18 protein-coding genes and 1 pseudogene are annotated in these 19,232 nt (G+C 42.7%); 6 read left to right on the top strand and 13 right to left on the bottom strand.

What is annotated here, in order from left to right; all coding sequences use genetic code 11:
* Nucleotides 1-13: 13 nt before the first annotated feature.
* Nucleotides 14-1,078 (bottom strand): hypothetical protein, encoded by a 1,065-nt coding sequence (locus AABK37_RS03095; RefSeq protein ID WP_432550145.1) that lies wholly within the window; start codon nucleotides 1,076-1,078, stop codon nucleotides 14-16.
* 343 nt (nucleotides 1,079-1,421) lie between these two features.
* On the opposite strand from AABK37_RS03095, the gene AABK37_RS03090 reads away from it, so the two are divergent.
* Nucleotides 1,422-2,711 carry a dicarboxylate/amino acid:cation symporter gene (locus tag AABK37_RS03090; protein WP_432550144.1) on the top strand — a complete coding sequence of 430 codons (1,290 nt, stop codon included), beginning with the start codon at nucleotides 1,422-1,424 and terminating at the stop codon, nucleotides 2,709-2,711.
* Between the two features lie 148 nt (nucleotides 2,712-2,859).
* Here AABK37_RS03090 and AABK37_RS03085 read toward each other — a convergent pair whose 3' ends face one another.
* From AABK37_RS03085 to AABK37_RS03075, 3 genes are all read right to left on the bottom strand, one after another.
* Complete coding sequence (locus AABK37_RS03085; protein WP_432550143.1) at nucleotides 2,860-3,039, bottom strand: hypothetical protein; 180 nt, start codon at nucleotides 3,037-3,039, stop codon at nucleotides 2,860-2,862.
* Nucleotides 3,040-3,613: 574 nt separating this feature from the next.
* A complete protein-coding gene (locus tag AABK37_RS03080; protein WP_432550176.1) occupies nucleotides 3,614-5,326 on the bottom strand; it encodes a diflavin flavoprotein in 1,713 nt (570 codons plus the stop codon).
* A 262-nt stretch (nucleotides 5,327-5,588) separates the two neighbouring features.
* On the bottom strand, nucleotides 5,589-7,304 hold the full coding sequence (locus AABK37_RS03075; RefSeq protein WP_432550142.1) for a diflavin flavoprotein: 1,716 nt from the start codon (nucleotides 7,302-7,304) through the stop codon (nucleotides 5,589-5,591).
* Nucleotides 7,305-7,619: 315 nt separating this feature from the next.
* Here AABK37_RS03075 and AABK37_RS03070 point away from each other — a divergent pair, with 315 nt between their 5' ends.
* Complete coding sequence (locus AABK37_RS03070) at nucleotides 7,620-7,748, top strand: hypothetical protein (protein ID WP_432550141.1); 129 nt, start codon at nucleotides 7,620-7,622, stop codon at nucleotides 7,746-7,748.
* Here the strand turns inward: AABK37_RS03070 and AABK37_RS03065 are convergent.
* Nucleotides 7,728-8,171, bottom strand: a complete 444-nt coding sequence (locus AABK37_RS03065; protein WP_432550140.1) for a hypothetical protein — start codon at nucleotides 8,169-8,171, stop codon at nucleotides 7,728-7,730. The genes AABK37_RS03070 and AABK37_RS03065 overlap by 21 nt on opposite strands.
* A 406-nt stretch (nucleotides 8,172-8,577) precedes the next feature.
* Between AABK37_RS03065 and cruF the strand changes: the two genes are divergently transcribed.
* Nucleotides 8,578-9,483 (top strand): gamma-carotene 1'-hydroxylase CruF, encoded by a 906-nt coding sequence (gene cruF / locus AABK37_RS03060; RefSeq protein ID WP_432550139.1) that lies wholly within the window; start codon nucleotides 8,578-8,580, stop codon nucleotides 9,481-9,483.
* A 6-nt stretch (nucleotides 9,484-9,489) separates the two neighbouring features.
* Here cruF and AABK37_RS03055 read toward each other — a convergent pair whose 3' ends face one another.
* Entirely contained in the window at nucleotides 9,490-9,627 is a 138-nt protein-coding gene (locus AABK37_RS03055) for a histidine kinase (protein ID WP_432550138.1), read from the bottom strand.
* 27 nt (nucleotides 9,628-9,654) lie between these two features.
* Here AABK37_RS03055 and cruG point away from each other — a divergent pair, with 27 nt between their 5' ends.
* Nucleotides 9,655-10,833: a 2'-O-glycosyltransferase CruG gene (cruG, locus tag AABK37_RS03050; protein WP_432550175.1), complete on the top strand. Its 1,179-nt coding sequence runs from the start codon at nucleotides 9,655-9,657 to the stop codon at nucleotides 10,831-10,833.
* A gap of 108 nt (nucleotides 10,834-10,941) precedes the next feature.
* On the opposite strand, the gene rnhA is transcribed toward cruG, so the two are convergent.
* The 4 genes from rnhA to AABK37_RS03030 are packed head-to-tail and all read right to left on the bottom strand — an operon-like array spanning nucleotide 10,942 to nucleotide 16,881.
* The gene (gene rnhA, locus AABK37_RS03045; RefSeq protein ID WP_432550137.1) at nucleotides 10,942-11,841 is read right to left on the bottom strand and encodes a ribonuclease HI; all 900 of its coding nucleotides are present in this window, start codon (nucleotides 11,839-11,841) and stop codon (nucleotides 10,942-10,944) included.
* Nucleotides 11,842-11,891: 50 nt separating this feature from the next.
* Nucleotides 11,892-13,271, bottom strand: a complete 1,380-nt coding sequence (locus tag AABK37_RS03040) for a hypothetical protein (RefSeq protein WP_432550136.1) — start codon at nucleotides 13,269-13,271, stop codon at nucleotides 11,892-11,894.
* Nucleotides 13,268-13,690 carry a hypothetical protein gene (locus AABK37_RS03035; RefSeq protein ID WP_432550135.1) on the bottom strand — a complete coding sequence of 141 codons (423 nt, stop codon included), beginning with the start codon at nucleotides 13,688-13,690 and terminating at the stop codon, nucleotides 13,268-13,270. The genes AABK37_RS03040 and AABK37_RS03035 overlap by 4 nt, the downstream gene beginning before the upstream one ends.
* Nucleotides 13,678-16,881, bottom strand: a complete 3,204-nt coding sequence (locus tag AABK37_RS03030; RefSeq protein WP_432550134.1) for a tetratricopeptide repeat protein — start codon at nucleotides 16,879-16,881, stop codon at nucleotides 13,678-13,680. Before AABK37_RS03030 ends, AABK37_RS03035 begins: the two co-directional genes overlap by 13 nt.
* Before the next feature lie 235 nt (nucleotides 16,882-17,116).
* Here AABK37_RS03030 and AABK37_RS03025 point away from each other — a divergent pair, with 235 nt between their 5' ends.
* The gene (locus AABK37_RS03025) at nucleotides 17,117-17,362 is read left to right on the top strand and encodes a DUF433 domain-containing protein (RefSeq protein ID WP_432550133.1); all 246 of its coding nucleotides are present in this window, start codon (nucleotides 17,117-17,119) and stop codon (nucleotides 17,360-17,362) included.
* Nucleotides 17,363-17,713 carry a DUF5615 family PIN-like protein gene (locus tag AABK37_RS03020; protein WP_432550132.1) on the top strand — a complete coding sequence of 117 codons (351 nt, stop codon included), beginning with the start codon at nucleotides 17,363-17,365 and terminating at the stop codon, nucleotides 17,711-17,713. It abuts the gene before it with no gap.
* A gap of 71 nt (nucleotides 17,714-17,784) precedes the next feature.
* Here AABK37_RS03020 and AABK37_RS03015 read toward each other — a convergent pair whose 3' ends face one another.
* The 3 genes and pseudogenes from AABK37_RS03015 to AABK37_RS03005 all read right to left on the bottom strand — a co-directional run bounded on the left by AABK37_RS03015 (nucleotide 17,785) and on the right by AABK37_RS03005 (nucleotide 19,154).
* Nucleotides 17,785-18,228, bottom strand: a complete 444-nt coding sequence (locus tag AABK37_RS03015) for a protein tyrosine phosphatase family protein (RefSeq protein ID WP_432550131.1) — start codon at nucleotides 18,226-18,228, stop codon at nucleotides 17,785-17,787.
* A gap of 51 nt (nucleotides 18,229-18,279) precedes the next feature.
* The gene (locus AABK37_RS03010) at nucleotides 18,280-18,738 is read right to left on the bottom strand and encodes a cupin domain-containing protein (RefSeq protein WP_432550130.1); all 459 of its coding nucleotides are present in this window, start codon (nucleotides 18,736-18,738) and stop codon (nucleotides 18,280-18,282) included.
* Nucleotides 18,728-19,154: pseudogene (locus tag AABK37_RS03005) on the bottom strand (GNAT family N-acetyltransferase). The gene AABK37_RS03010 and the pseudogene AABK37_RS03005 overlap by 11 nt, the downstream one beginning before the upstream one ends.
* Nucleotides 19,155-19,232 lie beyond the last annotated feature (78 nt).

The raw sequence follows: 19,232 nt of genomic DNA, 5'->3' as shown, positions 1-19,232 counted from the left end.
CCCGTTATATTTTTTAAGTAAGTAATTCAGCATTTTGGCGTTGCTTGTTGTCATTAATAATATTGATTCGCAAAGCCATGCCTTTCATGTATGTACTAATGTACGAGAGCAAAGCATAAATAAAGACAGCAATGCCGAGCATCTCTAGAAACTCTTCAATCGTCGTTATTATGACATAAATTATGTTTTGCTGTCCGTGTAATTCTGCATAGTACCCACCAACTAATTCTGTGCCAATTGCACCAAATACGAAGATTGTCCCAGCAATCAGAAATACATAACGTGTCTTTGCGGGAAGAGCAGCGAGAAAACTTAAAAACGCTAACAGGCAAATCAGTATGAAGATAGCACCAGGTATAACCCAAGCGTAATAAAGAAAGCCACTGGTATTAAGTGTTTTTCGCAACGGATCGATCAGCCTTTCATGAAGGCTCATGAATTCGTCGCCGGAAAGATACAGAAAGATGATTGATAAGGCTGTCCAGTGGCGGACAAAAAGTTCACCAGCTACTTTCTTGGCATGGGCGATTATCAACAAAAGAACAGAACAAAATAGTAAAGCAGACGCAGAGTACACCGCAGGAATATTTTGTTCATAGTCAATGTAGAATATTGCTGCGAAGAAACCTCTCAACGGGAACTCAGGCAGAAAGTACACGCTGAACTGTCCGGCAAGACTGACGAGGCAAAGACTGAGTATCACCAAAAACAAAACTCGCAACGTGTTTTTGGGAGAGAGATTGATCGCGAACTTACGCAACGATACAGTTAAAGGCTGTGCTGAATCAGAGCCTCCCCATTCTGCATGACTAATTTGCTCTATGGAATTTTTGTTTTGATCAAGCTGTTTTTTATTCGCTGTTAGTTGTTCTGGTAAAACTATCTTTTCCAGAAAATACTCAATAGTTTGCTGTTTAATCCAGCCATGTTTTGTAAGAATTTCTTGCAAATGTCTGCCAGACGAATTTTGTTCTTTAAGTGCCGTTTCTAATTGAGATGGCGTTATCAAGCCTGCTTCAATTAAACACTCTCCCAAGTACTTTTGCTTACGCTTATTTATTTCCAAATTTGTCATCATTATTGCAATACCCGCCTTTTTTAAGTGGTTTATGGTATTAAATTATTTAACTATCTAAGTAAAATTATTGATATAAATGCTATTGTGACACGGTTAAAATTTAGATGAAGTAAAGTTTAGCTTAGGATTAAGTAAGATTATGTAAAGATTAAATAAAAGCGATCGCATCTGCTTGGTGTAAGCAAAAGTCCTCGTAGTTTGCGTACAATCCGCAAAAATTTTTGATAAATTTATGTAACTCACAACAATGCTGTTGTAGTTTGAATCACTACAGATTGTACAAAGAGTGAAATCTCTTGAGTCGTGTTTCAATATATGCAATTCCTCAGTCTGACAAAACGCAATGAACGAAACAGAAAGCATTAAGCCTGACACTAAACTCCGTCCTTGGTGGCAGCGTATCCCTCTCACATTGCAAATTATCATCGCCTTAGTGCTGGCAATCGGCTTAGGAATTGCTTTAGGTGCAGGCAACCCCAACGCAGCCAATAAAGACTTTATCAACAACTTAGCAATTCCCGCTGAATTGGTGCTGAAAGCACTCCGCGCCCTAGCTACACCGCTGATTCTCGTAGCAGTGTTGCATACCTTCATGACTACGAATATTCCCGGAACAGCAGGACGGAAATTAGCTGTATTACTTTTAACTAATACAACCGTAGCAATACTAGTTGGGCTTTTAGTAGCAAATATTCTGCGTCCCGGTACTTGGGGGCGTTTGGCGGCTCCAGAAAATACACAAGCAGCCAGTCAAAGTCTTGACCCTTGGGGATTACTCAAAGACGCTATACCAGAAGCCGTCCTCAAGCCGTTGGTTGATAATAACGTTATACAACTGATTGTAATTGCTTTGAGCTTTGGTATCGTTTTGCGGGCAATAAAATCAGAACAAATCGCTGAAGGAAAAAGAGGATACCAACCGATTGAGGATTTAGTCGGGACTTTGTTTGAGGCAGTAATTCGCGTCCTCAACTGGGTGATTGCCCTCGTACCTTTGGCAGTGTTTGGAATTGTAGCTAAAACTGTTGCCTTGCAAGGCTTTTCGCCATTTAAATCTCTGTTTGCCTTCATCGTGGCGGTGCTGGTAGCGCTGGCATTACAAGCTTGCTACTACCTCACTAGAGTCAAATTTGGTTCTTGGGTGAACCCGTTGAAGTTTTTAGCTGGGGGTGCTGATGCCTTTTTGACAGCTTTTTCCACTTCTTCCTCAACGGTGACAATGCCTATCACCTTTGAAATTCTACAGACAAAAATCGGCTTGCGAGAATCTTCTGCTTCTTTAGGGGCGCTGGTTGGGGCAAACTTTAATAATGATGGTACTGCCCTTTATGAGGCAATGTCTGCATTGTTTATTTCCCAGGTGATTGGGCAACATTTGAATTTGGGACAGCAGTTAGTTGTCATCCTCACGTCGATTTTTGCATCGGTGGGGGCAGCGGGTATTCCGAATGCGGGATTGGTAACGATGACTTTGGTGTTTACTTCCGTTGGTTTACCAACTCAGTATATTGCTTTGTTGGTGACAGTAGACTGGTTTTTGGATCGCTGCCGCACTGCGATTAATGTCATGGGAGATATGACTGTTAGTGCTTTGCTTGACGGCAAAAAACCTCGTTCTATCGACGAAACTTAGACATTTTGGATTTTGCGGAAAGTCACCACGCCACATGCGTCACTGTCGGCAGAGACGTTCCGTCGGAACGTCTCTACGAGAAATTACGGATTGCATACTAATATTCAGCGATGCCAAAATCTCAAATCTAAAATTGGCAAGTGGCTATTTAATGCTGTTGCGGTCCTTTAGCATCACATTCTTTAGCCCAGCACCTTTTAAGAAGTTCTATTCGCCAGATGTTGGCAAAGCGATGAGGATTTAATACCAACTTATTATCGTGGCTAAATAGGGGCTGGTTGAGATACTGCCAGAGGGGAAATCTAATCTTGCTGTGTTCTGGGGTCATGGGTAAGGCAAAATATTATAAAAGCGTTGTGGTAGTAGTTGGCATTTACTATAAAAGATGCTGACTACTGAACTTCTAGTCAAACATTACACACTATATATTCAATTGTCTTTGTGGCAATTGCGGAATTTTCTCACACCGATTCAAGTATTTTATAGTTTATGGCTGAGAAGATATATAAAATTGATGGCAGTATACTGAATAAATAAGGTATAAGATTGTCTTTGCCTACTTGTCTGCGAGCAAAAGTAGCGCTGATTGTATTGATATCGCCGGGGCAAAGCATTATTGTGGTTTTCAATTGGGTGGAATACATCAAAGAATTAAGGAATTACACACAAACATATACAAATACTGATAAGCTGATACTTCATCCGGATAAGAGCCGATACAATAAACCGCCTTGGCTATTGTTTAACCAAAGCGGTAATTGTCGTGTCCGGTTATATAGGCGATAAGTTCGTAGTGAGGACTGAAGTCCTCATCTGAATTGGATAAGGACTGAAGTCCTTACTACGAAGATATATAATTAGTTAAACGGACATGATGTAATTAGCGATCGCCTACGCGCATCCTAATAATGATTGCCCGATTTGCGATGGTGAACCGCAGTCACAGCATCCGGTTTGAGTAATTTTCCGTTGTCAACGGTGGCATAGACAACCCAGTGATCGCCACATTCCATGCGCTGGTTGACAGAACACTCAAGATATGCTGAGGCTTCAGTCAGGACTAAACAGCCATTTTCGGCAATTTCTGTAGAGAAGCCGGAAAATCGCTCTTCACCTGGGGCAAAAGATTTGCGGAAGTGCTTGACAAAATCTTGTTGATTGCCTTCAGCTAAGATGTTCAGGGCAAACTTACCCCCAGAATACATCAAAGATTCAATTGCTCGGTCTTTGGCAATACCAACGGTGATTCCGGGTGGATTGAAGGTTGCTTGCGAAACCCAAGCACCTAACATCGCCGTGGAGACTTCTCCTTGCTTTGCCGTAATGACGCACAGCGAACCGACAATTCGACCTACAGCTTGTTCCACAGGAGTTACAGCTTGTTGGGGCAAACGCAATTTTTTCGCCTTTCTCAGAGTTTGGGCAAAGTCTGTACCGGTTTCTTCACACTGCTTGAGAATGACATCCGAGGGTTTGAACTTGACGCGCATCGTCTCAAATCCAAACCGATATCCAGCATCGCGAAGTTTGCCTTCAATTAAATCAAATGCTTCGCCACTCCAGCCATAGGAACCGAAGACACCGGCAAGTTTGCTGTTGTCACCAACGCCGAGGACAAGACCCAAAGCTGTTTGCACTGGGGTGGGTGCGTGTCCGCCGAGGGTAGGAGAACCGATAATAAAACCATCTGCCTTTTCGACAGCAGCGCGAATTTCATCAGGTTCCGCAAATTCGCAGTTGATTGATTCTACCGCGACACCACCTTTAGTTAATCCGAGAGCGATCGCTTGCGCTAAAGTTGCTGTATTGCCATAAGCTGAAGCATACAACAAAGCAACTGTTATCTCCCGCTCGGAAAGCGAATGACTCCATTCTTCATAAGAATTGATCAGTTCGACAACACCGTAACGCACCAAAGGTCCGTGACCGGTGGCGATCATTCTCACTTGCAGTTCTGATAGTTTCTCTAAAACTGCTTGGACGTGAGTTGCATGAGGCGCCATCAAACAGTCATAATAATACCGCTGGTCTTCTTTTAAAGCTTCGCGGTTTTCATCAAAAACTTGCTCGCCACAGATATGAGTTGCAAATAACTTATCTGTGTAGAGAATTTGCGTTTGTTGGTCGTAAGTACAAAGACCGGCGGGCCATCTTGGACTAGGTGTAGGAACAAATTTTAAAACATGACCCTTACCTAAATCTAAAGTTTCTTTCCCGCGCATGACGATGATTTTTAAATCTCGGTCTGGGAAAGTAGTACGCAAATCTCCAGCTGCTGGTAACGAACAGACAAAGGTAATCTGCGGTGCAAGTTCTAACAGCGCTTTAAAAGTGGCGATACGGTTAGGACTAAAGTGACCTAAAATCACATAATCCAACTTTTTAAAGTCGAGAGAATGCCGCAATCCTTCCAGAAAAATATCGGTGAAGGTTTCTGCTGGTGGGTCAACAAGTGCAATTTTATCACCTTCGATTAAATAGCAATTGGAAGTTGTACCTCTTTCCAATGCATATTCAATTTCAAACCGCAGACGCGACCAGCTACGCGCTCTCATTACTGTAGTGTTTGTGGCGATCGGTAAAACTTGAACGTCACGGGGTTTGGAATCGCTCATAGGTGTGGAGTGAAGGGTGAAGAGATAGCGTTTGGGGGGGATGGGGAGGACAAGGGGGATGGGGAGGACAAGGGGGATGGGGGGAGGGGGGGAGGGGGAGATGGCGAGATGGGGAGACAAGGAAGAAAATTCACCTCATCCCCCTTGTCCACGGACACGTTCCTTAACGGGGGGGAACCCCCGCACTCGCTGTGTCCTCCCCTTGTCTCCTTGTCCCCTTGTCTCCTTGTCTCCTTGTCCCCTTGTCCCCAGTCCCTAGTCCCTAGTAGTAATTACCTACTTTGCGGTGACGAACTGCGGTGAGTCCATCTTTGGAGACGCGACCTTCTTGGACGGTGCAGTAAAGAATCCAGTGGTCGCTGCATTCCATGCTTTGAGTGACTTCACATTCCATGTATGCTAAAGCATCGGTAAGAATGGGTGAACCGTTTTTCGCGCTTTGGGTTTTCACGCCGGCAAAGCGATCGGCACCGGGAGGTAGACGCTTGAGGAAGTGCTTTTTCAGGTCTTGATAATTTCCTTCTTCTAAGGCATTGAGGACGAAGCGATCGCCTATTTGCAATAATGATTCCATTGCTCTATCTTTGGCAACGGCTATTGTAAATCCTAATGGTTGCAAACTCGCTTGTGCTACCCAAGATGCCAACATCGCACTGCTGACATCACCTTTTTTGGCGGTGAGAATATACAATCCGCTGCTAATGCGTCCGAGGGCTTTTTCCATGTTGACATCAAGCGATTTAATCTGCTTGATGTTGCGTTCCCGCATCAACAATTGTCCCAAATCTGTACCCGCTTCTTCACACAATTGGTAAGTAGCTGCGGTGGGTTCACCTTTAATCCGAATTGCGGGAAAGGCTTCTTTCACACTCAAATCGATGAATTTTCTCCGGAGGGTATCAATCGGTTCGTCATCCCCACCGTAAGATTCAAATAAGCCGACTTTTTGCTTGTTGTTGGCGACAACTAAAAGCGAATTAATCGCCGCTTGTGCTGCAACCGCTGCGGTTGGCGGCATTCCGATAATTATACCAGATGCTCTACCTGCCAGTTCTTGAATTTCTTGGATTTCCGCACTGGATAAGTCCATCATTTCGACGGCTACCCCAGTTTTTTGGACTCCTTCATTAATCGACATGGCGAGGCGATCGCTATAGCCGTAGTCTGAGACGTAAAATAAAGCTACGGTTGTTTGCGCTTCTGCTTGGATTTGGCTCCAGCTTTGGTAGCGTTCTGTGAGAAAATCAAGGTTGTGGTGGAGTAAGGGTCCGTGTCCGTTGGCGATGATGTTGATTTTCCCTAGTTCGCTCATTCTCTTCATTGCATTCAGCAAAGAGCGAGCGTTGGGACCCATTAAGCAATCGTAGTAAAATCGAAAGTCAGCTTCTATTGCTTCTAAATCTTCGTCAAAGGTTCGCTCGTCGCAAAAGTGCATCCCAAAAGCATCACAGGTGAAGAGAGTTTGGGTTTTGCGATCGTAGCTGAATATTGTATCGGGCCAGTGCAAGTTAGGCGCACTGACGAATTCTATGACGTGTCCGTTACCTAAGTCAACGCGATCGCCACTTTTAACAATTCGCTTGGAAAAAGGATCGTGTACTAAGCCTTCAAGAAATTGTAAGGCAATTTTTGAACCTAAAACGGTTGCTCTGGGCGCTAATTGCAAAACTTCTTCCACCAAGCCGCTGTGGTCTGGCTCTGTGTGGCTGATTATGATATAATCAATTGCCTTGGGGTTGATTAAACCTTTGAGCGTGTCTAAATACAGCTTTTCAAACTTCCGGTGGGAAGTATCAACTAATGCGGTTTGCTGACCGCGAATTAGATATGAGTTGTAAGTTGTACCGTTTTGCAAACCGAATTCGATGTCGAAGCGATCGCGATCCCAATCAAGAGAACGAATCGCTGTTGTATTCGGGGCAATTTCTACAGTTTGTATAGTTAGCCGTTTTTGAGCATTTTCGGCGATCGCTACCATTATTCGTCTCCGAACGCAAATATCAGTATTTTTCTCTCTTTTTATTTTGCATGTAAATTTTTTTTAAAGTTGTAATAAAAAGCATAAATTATGTAATTGTAAAAGTAGCAAATATTGCTCTTTTTCAGCAGACTTTTTTACGATAATATTTTCATAACAAAAAGCAGAAACTCTTCAAGCCTATTTGTATCTAATGTTTCCTTTATCTACCATGTTTATCAACTGAAACATTGTATTATAAGGCATAGATAATAAAACTTATTTTGTAATTTAGGCTTCAAAAGTTAATAAATTGGGGAATGGGGCAATTGTTTAATGGGCAATTGTTTAATGGGCAATAAAAATAAAAATAAAGCCAAATTTCTTTCTATGCCCTATGCCCGATGCCCCATGCCCGATTCCCCAATTCCCAATTTTCAATTTTCAAAGAAAACGGATAGTTAAATGATGTGGAAATGCCGTCTGCATGATTGCACCCAAGGCTAAACCTGCTAAAGAAAAGATACTCGTCAGAAAAAAAGTTTGCCGTTCTCCCAAACCAGACCCTTGAAGGTCTATTCTTAATAATATGTTCGCGCAAATGATTAACAAGGTATCAATAAATACTTGAAACCAGGCGATCATCAGAAAGAACAAGAAAGCAGCTAAAACCGAAAAGGCGAAAGTTCTAGTATCCGATCTAAAGAAAATAATAGAATAATCTGCAATCTTCAACCACGGAGTTGTCAAGGCTGATAGCAAAAACAAGATAGCTGTGACTACCGTCAACCAAACATACCAAGGTGAATGTGCTTGCGATATCAACCAGCCCAAGCTACCGTAGGCAAGAACCACTAACGTCAGGGAAACCCAAAGAAAACTTTTCATACATTGACATCGGTTGATTTCCCAATACCATATCAACTCATTATTCCACAACTATCTGCTCTGCTGCAAGCAAAGCTTCTGGGCTACTTGACAATTTGCTCATTTTATGTAGAAAACATCAGTTGCGATCGAACGGCGTAGTCGATGTCTAAACCGATTTATCTGTCTTGAGGTGGGGTTTAAAACTCCTGAATTCTTTGTTGATAAATTTTTACTTGAATGATTTAAACTATAAATTTAACATCTTGTGTATTTTCCCTTTAACCAATAGAATCGTATGCTGTGTCAAAGAAAGACAAACAAGTTTACGCCTAATTAGCCCTCAAATTAGTTAAATATGTTCTTAAACATTTGTAAACTGTTAGCAGCGAAGTAGCCGCGTGTCACGTCTTGTTAGGGAATTATCATGAGACAACTTGTTATTGTTGAGCGCGTATGCCTGATCGGTCATATTTTATCCAAGGTTTTTGGATTGCTTGGTATACTACTGGTCATACCTAATGCCGAAGTAATTTTGAATTTAGGCACTGTTGGAGAGACTGCGATGCAGTCGAGTATGGCTAACGGTGGTGTAGTTGATATTATATTAGGTACAGTAGCTGTCAGTATTTTCGCGTATCGAGTTTTGGGATTGCGAAACTGGTTAGCATTCATGCTGCCCTCAGTGTTTATCTCTGTAGGAAGTGAACTGCTAGGAACTAGCACAGGATTTCCATTTGGTGATTATAACTACTTGAGTGGGTTGGGCTATAAAATTGCCGGGTTAGTACCGTTTACAATTCCTATATCCTGGTTTTATGTTGGTCTTTCGGCGTACTTAATCGCCAGAGCCGGTTTGCAAGTAGCTGAAAAACCAAGTTTAGTGCGTCACATTGCTGCTATAGCGGTAGGTGCTTTGTTATTCACCTGCTGGGACTTCGCTTTAGAGCCAGGTATGAGTCAAACTGCTTTTCCGTTTTGGTATTGGGAAAAACCAGGAGCTTTCTTTGGGACACCTTACCAAAACTATGCAGGTTGGTTTGGTACAAGTGCTTTATTCATGACTGTAACAGCACTATTGTGGAGAAATGCGTCGATAAAATTAGAGCGATCGCAACTCAACGTTCCTTTAATCGTTTATATCAGCAATTTTGTCTTCGCCGCTGGACTCAGCTTAGGATCTGGGTTTGCGATTCCAGTTTTACTGGGCTTTGTCGGTGGTGTAGTTCCGGCTTTAGCTCTGTGGTGGAGAACTGCAAATACACCCGCACAACCAGCCGTTGAAGCAAACACAGAAATGCAAGTGGCTCCAGTCAAAGTTGCTTTGAAGTAAGCATTTTCAGAAAGAAGAGGCATTGGGCATTGGGCATGGGGCATTGGGCATGGGGAATCGGGCATTGGGCATGGGGCATTTCCCATGAGTCCCTTTTCCCTTTCCCCTTTTCCCCTCTTCAATTGCCCATTGCCCATTGCCCATTGCCCATTGCCCATTCTTCAATTTTGAATTTTGAATTATTTAACGCTATTTTTGCTACTTATCCAAGTACCGACAACAGCGATTTTGCTCTCGCGTCTGCTGAAAGGACCCGGACGCCATCCTCCTATTAAACCCCAACAACCAACACCAGAGCTTTTAGGTAGTGTCAGTGTTATCGTTCCTACCTTAAATGAAGCTTTACGTATTAGCCCTTTGTTAAACTGCTTAAGTCGGCAAAGTTACGAACTTCGGGAAATTATTGTTGTAGACAGTAAGTCCCAAGATGGCACTCCCGACTTGGTAAAATTGGCACAGCAAAAAGACCCTCGTTTTCGGCTGATGACGGATGATCCTTTACCTCCCGGTTGGGTGGGGCGTCCTTGGGCGTTGCATAATGGCTTTTTGCATAGTTCAGAGGCAAGTGAGTGGTTTTTAGGGATGGATGCTGATACTCAGCCCGATCCCGGTTTGATTGCTGGTTTGGTGAAGACAGCAGAAGCTGAAAAATATGACTTGGTTTCGCTGTCGCCTCAGTTTATTCTGAAATATCCAGGGGAATGCTGGTTACAGCCGGCTTTGTTGATGACTCTGCTTTACCGATTTGATCCGGCTGGTGTGAATACTAAGCAGCCAGAACGGGTGATGGCGAATGGACAATGCTTTTTGTGTCGTCGCCGAGTTTTAGCGGCTGTGGATGGCTACAGCAGTGCTGGGGGTTCTTTTTGTGATGATGTTACTTTAGCTCGTAATATCGCCGCTCAAGGCTTTAAGGTAGGCTTTCTGGATGGTGCGAAGGTGCTAAAGGTGCGGATGTATGAGGGAGCGTTGGAGACGTGGAAGGAATGGGGGCGAAGTCTTGATTTGAAAGATGCATCTTCCCGCGCTCAATTGTGGGGGGATTTATGGCTACTTTTTTCAGTTCAGGGTTTACCTATTTTTGTTGTCCTTACTTACCTCTTTCTCTCCCCATTTCACCCCCTCCCCCACTTCCCCACTCTCCCCCTCCTCCTACTGGGTTTGAATGTATTTCTGCTGGTGATTCGCTTTGCTTTGTTGTTGGCGATCGCACCTTCTTACGATCGCAAAACTGCCACATACGGCTGGTTGTTCTGGCTTTCTCCTTTAGCCGATCCCATAGCGGTGCTACGAATTTTCTTATCTGCATTTCGTACTCCCCGCGAGTGGCGAGGACGGAAGTATAGTTAGGAGTTATGAGTTATGAGTTATGAGTTATGAGAAAGAAGATAGAAAATAGAATAACTTCTTCACTCTTAACTCCTCACTCCTAACTCCTAACTCCTCACTCCTAACTCCTCACTCCTCACTTTCATTCCCCAGGCGATCGCCTCTTTCCAATTCCCAGAGAATTTGATTACCTTCTCGTCGTACTCGTGAAACGATCCAGTTGCGCCAACGCCATTGATCTCCTCGACTGGTGACAGCGCTGGCGTGAACATCCATTAAATCTGCTAGTTCGGAACTGGTGATTAAGTAGCCTTTTGTGGCTATTTCGTCAGCGATGTGCAGAGTTTCAACTAAGTTGCGGAGATGCGCCACCCTCATCTCTGGTGGTTTTTCTTCGATTGTTGTCGATGTAGATGGCTCCATAATTGTTGTATCTGTTGCAATACTGATTTCTTGTTTTCTTTTGTTAATTATTGTCGAGTTTGTATCACAATCAGATACTTTTGCTACATTTATCTCGCTTGTTTGCGTTAAGGATTGCTGAGAGTGAGTGTAAGCGAGTTGTTTGAGGGATGGGGTTTTACCAGTGGCGTAGGCACGAGCAATTACATCGCACCGTTCGTTTCCTATGTTACCAGAATGACCCCGGACATGTTCCCACTTGACTCTGCGACTATTGAGTTCATCCAATTGTTCCAAAAGGTCTTGATTTTGGACGGGGTTCCCATCTGCTTTTTTCCAGCCTTTCTTTTTCCAGTTTTTCACCCACTTGGTAACGCAGTTGATTAAATATTCGCTGTCGGTATAAAGGGAAATGGGTTCTTTTTGTCCAGATTCTTCTAAGTATTTGAGAGCTGCGATCGCTGCTTGCATTTCCATTTTATTATTGGTGGTATGGGGAGAGCGATCGCCCATTTCATAAATTGAGCCATCGGTAAAATAGACGACTACACCCCAACCACCCGGACCTGGGTTGCCGGTGCAAGCGCCATCAGTATATATACTTTGAATTGTGCGTTGAGAAGACATGGTTAAAATATCGAACCGCGAAGACACGAAGGACGCAAAGGAAGAAGTTATTAGCGACGAAGGCTGCGAAGCAATATATACGTTAGCGCGGCAAAAATCAACCCTATAAACAAACTCAAGGTAAAGATTTGGGTTTGGTAAGCTAGAGGGTTTTTATCTTTGGGTATCTCGGCTAGGATGACGGCAGATCCTATTTGGCTGGTTGCTAGTCCCACACCTGCGATGCCGATGAATTCTTCTAGGTGGCGATCGCTTTTTGCTTGGTATATGTCAATTGTACCCTGAATTGTACTAATTAAATTTTGCAGCAGGGTCAAGCCTGGGCTGAGGTTAATATAATCTGTCTCTACTTGTTGGAGATATTTTTCAGCACTAAATTCGCTAAATTCTTGCATAAATTGTTGCTGATTGTTGCTATTTTCTTTGGAAATCTTCTCTAGCCGCTTTTTGTAATTGTTAAGATTTACTTTTATTGTGCGTCCTTGGTCATCAAGGTAATTTAAATCTATTGCATAGTGCGATAAAATTGTCAATGTCTTAGTTAGGGTTTTTTGTAATTCTTCAAGATTGAGTTTACCTGCGTTTATTTGTTGTCCTAAATCAGTGACTTTTTTTACTATTTTTTGTACTTCATGAAAATCTTTCTTGAGTTTGCTTTTCAATTTGCGGCTTTGGTGATAAGCCCAAATAATTTTATGACGATAGCAAAACAGACGGTTTAAATCGAAATATACATTGGCAATGCTTGTGGTGATGTCGTCAAGCGATCGCTGTGGTGGAAACAAACATATTAATATATGAAAGCTATCTTGAAAGCTTTTGTCATCAACCCAATCATTAGGCTGTTCCCACATTTCAAATGCTGTTGCACCTAAAAAAGTACCCTGGTTTTTCAAGTTGATTTGAGTTTGATAAATGGGGTTTATTTGCTTATAGCATTGTTGAGCGATCGCTTTAATTTCTTTATCGTTATAAACTTGTGACAACTGTCCCCAAATAAACCAAGTTTTACCGACTTTTCCTTGCTGATGTATCCGGGATTCTATATTTTTTTTAATATCTTGCAAACGGCTGATAGGTTTGCTCTTATTATCATTGATAACAGAGCAATCGACCTGTAAGGCATAGGTATCACTCAGTTGCAGTGCGCGGTAGTAGCCTTCTAAGTCTGGGTCAAATTTTTCAAGTTTTTCTGGTTCGTGTAACTCGACGTAATCGGCTTCCGTTTTTTCCAGGAAAGCGAGTTTTTTGAGTAAATCCTGTTCTTGAGAATTAAGCTTTTGGTAATCTTTATTTAATTCGGGTTTGATTTTCCGCCAAAAGTGATGACGATTTTGGTTAATTTGCTCGTCTGTTTGTCCTAAGCCTTGTTGCAAATCGTAGACGAATAAATCAACAGTTGGATAAATGAGATTATACTGTTGATTCATGGCATAGGCATTTGTAAAGAACGAATAATTATTGCCCAAACATCTTTAGCTTTACTTACAGAGTCAGCAGCATTGAAAATGGGTTGAGAGATTTCAGTTAAGTTTTCATCTTCGAGTTGTTCGTCAATGGCAACAAGAATATTGTTGATTTCTGTGCTTTGCTGTTCCGCAGCATGATTAATTTTAGCTGGTAAAGGTCCTCTACTCCGGATTTTACTATTTGCGTTTAAAGATTCGTGAATTTGTTCGTAGTAAGTTGCAAGCGGCGGATAATTCATGACAATGTCATACAGTTTGTCAATATCCGCCGGAATGTTGATATTATTTATCTGCGCTTGCACATCATCTGGCAAAGGTGCGTCAAGCTGGTAAAGTGCAAAAAGAAAAGCTTTGAGTTCCGAGGCTTCTAAAGGTTGCATGATTCAAAATTCCCAGTAATTGTAAAAGCTGCCCAGAAATAAGGATGATTATAAGGTTTATTATTTGGTTCGGTTGTATTGTTAATATTGTTTAAATGGCGTGACAAAAAACGGTAAACTATGCCTTCATGTTCTGGAAGTTGGGCGATTTGAGCCGCATACCATTCTGCAAGTTTGGCGTTGGTGACATTTCGCAACCATTGGGTAGCTTTAGCCAAAGCTACAATCTCTGATTTTTCTTGTTGCAGCAGGTGGTAAAATTGAATCATCACCAAAGCGCTAGCGGCTGATTCTACAATCCACAGTGTACTGACGACATGCGCCACACCGCAACTCATAAAGCCACTGACAAGCCCCACATATTCGGTGGTGATGGTATGATTACCTGCGATCGCGCTTTCGCAAGCTGCAAGACTAACGAGTTTGTAACTTTTCAAATCAAAGTTGCGGATATCGGTAAGAGTCAGTTTGTCTTCACCCGCTAACGCCAAGTGCGATAAAGCAGGATTGTGAAAATTGTATTCCCCATGTCCAGTAAAGTGGAAAATACTGTGTTTTTCCGGCAAAGCAGTTATTAGTGCTTCTTTTGTGGCTTGTTCAGAGGAAAGCCGAGTAGGTTTGAAGAACATTCGGTTTATCGCTTCCGATTCAATTTGGGCAAATTGCAACGAGGGATAACCTTTGCTGTTGGGATGTTCGATGCTAAGGAGTTGTAGAGACGCGAAATTTCGCGTCTCTACAAAAGTGGGGAAATTCTTCTTGTCTCCTTGTCTCTGTATCCCCGTATCATCTTTGTGCGTCTGCTGTAAGTTTATGCCAATTTGAGCGCTGGGTAGATAGGTGATGGTGAAGCGATCGCCAAACAGCGCATGGAGAGGAAAGCGGTGTAAGTCGCGGTGAGGAACCAAAATTAAATTTTGGATTTTGAATTTTGGATTTTGGATTGATGAGGTTGCATTGTCAGGGTTTATGGCGCTAACTATAGCGGAGATATCAAGAATATTATCCAGTTGGCGAAGCATTTCGGGCAAGTTGTCGCGCCATGTACTTTCTTTTTCGCCTTGCTTATCTTTACCTTTGCGATAATCGGCGTATTGTTCATTCCACTTTTTCACCCAGTCTTCAAAGTCGCGCAAGCGTTGCGTTTGGCTGAGAAACCCGGTTTCTCCCAAGACGATGGGTGATGGTGCGTTGTGTTTCAGGATGAAAGTGTGTAGGGCGTAAGGGCTAATATGCCAGTAAACAACAGCAGTTGTAGGATTAAGCAACTGTTGCATTTCTAAGTAGTTGGGTGAGGAAATATCATCACTCCACGCAGACAAAAGCCAACTTAAACAGGCATTTTTACCTTGTTCGGCTAATTCAACTGCTTGCACCAGATTCCCAGACTGCACCGCTAAATCAACAGTCAATTGCTGAAAACCTGCAAACTTCAAAGCTAGTTGTTTTTTACTTTCATCAGAACGATTTGCTTCACTCAGCAAGCGACGTAAAAAATCTGTACCGCGTCGCTGGAGTTCTTCCGCTTTGGCAGTTTCCCGCAAATCCAACTGCACGCGAATCAAGTCTCGCAAAACCTCTAGATGCAACTCAGGAAAATCTGCTTGTGTGAGAGTTTTCAGCGCCTGATTGTAACTTCTAACAGCCTTGTCCCAATAGGTGCGGGGGTAGAAATCTCCTCGCCCTCGGAAGTAGTGAGCATTACCTATCGCTTGATGCAATTCTCCCCAGCCTTCTGGGTGCGTGTCTTGCTGGCAATACTTCAAACCTTCCTCATAGCTTGCCAATTGTCCCTCATAGCCACGCTGATTGAGGATTGGATTTCTCTGTACTATGCCAATTAACAAACTCGGTAGCTGATTATAACTAACTGATTTTTCTGCCGCAATGCCCCGGTTTAACCAAGCTTCGTATAAATCAGGTTTGATTTTTATGGCTTTGTCGTAGGATGCGATCGCTTCTTCATATCGCCCTAAGTCATACAGCGCCCCGCCCCGATTCTCCCAAGCTTCGTAGAAGTCTGGTTTGATTTCTATAGCTTTGTCGTAGGATGCGATCGCTTCTTCAAATTGCCCTAAATAAAACAACGCCCTGCCCCGGTTCCTCCAAGCTTCATGGTAGTCAGGTTTTATTTCTATAGTTTTGTTGTAGGATGTGATCGCATCACTATGTCGTCCCAAATCAAACAGCGCCCCGCCCCGGTTGTACCAAGCTTCGTATAAATCAGGTTTAATTTCTATCGCTTTGTCGTAGGATGCGATCGCTTCTTCAAATTGCCCTAAGTTATCCAGCGCCATGCCTCGGTTATACCAAGCTTCATGGTAGTCAGGTTTGATTTCTATAGCTTTGTTGTAAGATGCGATCGCATCACTATAGCGTCCTAAGTTAACCAGCGTTACGCCCCGGAAATACCAAGCTGAGTCGTCGTCAGGTTTAATTTCTATGGCTTTGTCGAAAGAGGCGATCGCTTCTTCAAATTCTCCTAAGATATGCAGCACCAAACCCCGGTTGATCCAAGCTGAGTCGTCGTCAGGTTTGATTTCTATGGCTTTGTCGAAAGAGGCGATCGCTTCTTCAAATTGCCCTAATTTACCCAGCGCAACACCCCGGTTATACCAAGCTTCATGGTAGTCAGGTTTGATTTCTATGGCTTTGTCGAATGACGCGATCGCATCACTATATCGCCCTAAGTTAACCAGCGCCCCGCCCCGGTTGTTCCAAGCTTCGTGGTAGTCAGGTTTGATTTCTATGGCTTTGTCGAATGAGGCGATCGCACCTAGAAAATCCCCACCATAGTATTGCTCTTCCCCTCGCTCAAACCACGCTTCTGCCTCTCCCTCCTCTCCTCCCTTCGCGTCCTTCGCGCCTTCGCGGTTCGTTTCTCCCCCCCTCAACAACCGCATCCCAATATCACGCGCCACCTCTCCCACATCCCCAACATCCAACTCACCCAACTGCACCATCCGCTGTGCTAACTCCGCATTCAGTGCATTTGACACTAACAATCTTTCACCAAAACCCCGCAACCACTCCACCAAACCAGCCTGAGCGATTTTGTTTCCATCCAAAAAGCCTCTTACCCGTCCCCGACTCCAGCCGTCATTCACCCCAGCCAACAGTTCGAGAAACAACGATTCATACTCTGCATCTGTCGGCAGTTTCCGTGGTTCTACGGGTGTGTATTTCCCCAACGGTGGAGACTTGCTATTAAATAAACGTACTAAAGACCTTTTTAGCCACCGCCAAAGCCGCCTGAGCATTTGCCGCAACCTTGTATCGCTTTATTTTGTGTATTATAGCGATTTTACTGAGATGTCAGTGGGATGCGATCGCCTTTCACCACAAAAGCGAAAAGTGCGACTGTTCTTCAACTAAAGTTAAACAGCTTATGATGGTTTTAACTCCCCCTATTTCCAGGTTGAAACTATGGTAGACGAACTACTTAGCCGTATTACTGTTAACCCGAAAGTAATGCTAGGGAAACCCGTTATTAAGGGAACACGCTTAAGCGTTGAATATATTCTGAATTTGCTGGCACATGGTGCAACAATAACGGAAATTATTGAAGAGTATGAAGGCTTAGTCGAAGCAGATATTCAAGCCTGTTTTTTGTTTGCCAGTCGTTCGTTGGAAAGTACTAGTTTTATGCCACTTGTTACGGAGATGGCGTAGATGCGCTTTTTGGTAGATGAAAACGTTGGTGTTGTTGTGGCAAAATGGCTCCGGGAGCAAAAATACGAAGTGTTTTCAGTATATGAGTCAGCGCGGGGAATCGATGACGAAGATATAATCCAGAAGGCTTTTACAGAGAACTGGATTTTAATCACCAACGACAAAGACTTTGGAGAAAAAGTCTACAGAGAACACCGTTCGCATAAAGGTGTTATTCTTCTACGTTTGGAAAATCAAAAAGCTACAAACAAAATTGAGACTTTGCAACGGCTATTGGAAATGTATGCTGAACAACTATCTGACAATTTTATCGTAGTGAGTGAAACACAGATTCGCTTTGCAAGGTCATAATTCCAACGATAGTGACTATTGTGTCATTAAGGTTTTAAGTTTAGCTTTATCAAAAGTACTGCCCCAAAGGATTATTTTTTAATTGATATTACTTGTTCAATAAAATTCTGCCATATTTCATTAGGAATCCAAATTTTCTGCAAGTCCTTTTTGGCATCTTCATCACTAATACCTTGACAAAGGTGGCGATAAAGATACATGAATGCTGAAACTCGCATATTTGCAGCGCAATGCACAAAAACTTGTTTGTCTGCGTTCCCTTCCATGACGCTAAAAAATTCTTTCACATTCTCGATTGTTGGGTTTTGCCAAACTACGGGAATGTGGACATATTGCATACCTTGATTTTCGACAATTTGCTTTTCATCTGGCAAAGCGTTAGGAGATTCTGGTAGTGCCAGATTTACAATAACTTGATATCCGGCTTCTTTGATTGCTTGAAACTGTTCTGAAGTCGGTTGTCCGGAAGTGGCAATTGTATCGGATATTTTGAGAAAGTTGTAGATGTTTTCCATGCGTTAACAAAGTGACTGCGTAGGAGTATCGCCCACAATATTTATGCAAAATTAATCATAGAAAGTACCATCTTTGCGTGTAAACATCCAACCATCAGGAGTGGATTTCGCGATGATGTCATCATCTGGATAGGTTACGCGATCGCCTGAAGTTCTATCGCCAATTTCTAAATAAACTACCATCGCCTCAGATTTATTCACCAGATGGTGTCCATTTTCCTCACCAGCAGGGAAACCTGCCATCATACCCCGTTTTAATATTTGTTCTCCCTCGTTGCTAATTAACGTGATTTCACCCTCTATCACATAGATAAACTCATCTTGTCGCATATGCCAATGCCTCAACGCAGAACAACTTCCTGGCGCAAGTGTTACTAAGTTTACACCAAAGTTTTTCAAGCCAGCCGCATTACCTAACGCTTGTTTCACTCTTCCTGACACCAAAGGCTTAAATTCATCGGGATAAATTGAAGTTGTGCGAGTGGGTATATTTTCCGGGTTAATTATCATTATTTTGATTTATTCTAAACATCAACTGCATTTTACCTAATTCAGATGTAAAACCCCAACGTTGATAATATGGAATCATTTCTGGCAAACAGCAAAGAGCAATCCACTAAGATTGATTTTAACTGAGGATGATTGACAACTGCATCCATCAACTTCGAGCCAAGTTTCATGTTTCGATGAGTGGGTTTAATAATCACATCGAAAATAATCGCTCGATAAACAAAGTCAGTGAGTCTGCGAGTAAAACCAATTAATTTTTCATTTTCATCAACTAAAGCGATAATAACGTTTGATTTTGAAAGCATCCGCGTCACGTCTTAAAGTGTACGTTTATTACTCCAGAATTCGTTTTTGTACAAATCCAGCAGTTCCGAAATTTGATTTTCAGTCAGTTGTGAAACAATTCGGTACGTCATAAGCCTTTTCTTCATCAGCTAAAGAGCAAACTTATATAAATGCTGATTTGTTAGATAAAATCAAACTTAATTATACAC

The organism is Tolypothrix sp. VBCCA 56010, from assembly GCF_050875635.1.
Lineage (GTDB): Bacteria > Cyanobacteriota > Cyanobacteriia > Cyanobacteriales > Nostocaceae > Hassallia.
This window is presented reverse-complemented; position numbering and strand designations above follow the sequence as displayed.

Coding starts and splice junctions, on each gene's coding strand:
- AABK37_RS03095 (WP_432550145.1), bottom strand. CDS start 1,078: ATGATGACAAATTTGGAAATAAATAAGCGTAAGCAAAAGTACTTGGGA.
- AABK37_RS03075 (WP_432550142.1), bottom strand. CDS start 7,304: ATGGTAGCGATCGCCGAAAATGCTCAAAAACGGCTAACTATACAAACT.
- AABK37_RS03055 (WP_432550138.1), bottom strand. CDS start 9,627: ATGGGCAATGGGCAATGGGCAATTGAAGAGGGGAAAAGGGGAAAGGGA.
- AABK37_RS03040 (WP_432550136.1), bottom strand. CDS start 13,271: ATGAATCAACAGTATAATCTCATTTATCCAACTGTTGATTTATTCGTC.
- AABK37_RS03065 (WP_432550140.1), bottom strand. CDS start 8,171: ATGAAAAGTTTTCTTTGGGTTTCCCTGACGTTAGTGGTTCTTGCCTAC.
- AABK37_RS03015 (WP_432550131.1), bottom strand. CDS start 18,228: ATGGAAAACATCTACAACTTTCTCAAAATATCCGATACAATTGCCACT.
- AABK37_RS03070 (WP_432550141.1), top strand. CDS start 7,620: ATGGGCAATTGTTTAATGGGCAATAAAAATAAAAATAAAGCCAAATTT.
- AABK37_RS03035 (WP_432550135.1), bottom strand. CDS start 13,690: ATGCAACCTTTAGAAGCCTCGGAACTCAAAGCTTTTCTTTTTGCACTT.
- AABK37_RS03080 (WP_432550176.1), bottom strand. CDS start 5,326: ATGAGCGATTCCAAACCCCGTGACGTTCAAGTTTTACCGATCGCCACA.
- cruF (WP_432550139.1), top strand. CDS start 8,578: ATGAGACAACTTGTTATTGTTGAGCGCGTATGCCTGATCGGTCATATT.
- AABK37_RS03085 (WP_432550143.1), bottom strand. CDS start 3,039: ATGACCCCAGAACACAGCAAGATTAGATTTCCCCTCTGGCAGTATCTC.
- AABK37_RS03020 (WP_432550132.1), top strand. CDS start 17,363: ATGCGCTTTTTGGTAGATGAAAACGTTGGTGTTGTTGTGGCAAAATGG.
- AABK37_RS03025 (WP_432550133.1), top strand. CDS start 17,117: ATGGTAGACGAACTACTTAGCCGTATTACTGTTAACCCGAAAGTAATG.
- rnhA (WP_432550137.1), bottom strand. CDS start 11,841: ATGTCTTCTCAACGCACAATTCAAAGTATATATACTGATGGCGCTTGC.
- AABK37_RS03090 (WP_432550144.1), top strand. CDS start 1,422: ATGAACGAAACAGAAAGCATTAAGCCTGACACTAAACTCCGTCCTTGG.
- AABK37_RS03010 (WP_432550130.1), bottom strand. CDS start 18,738: ATGATAATTAACCCGGAAAATATACCCACTCGCACAACTTCAATTTAT.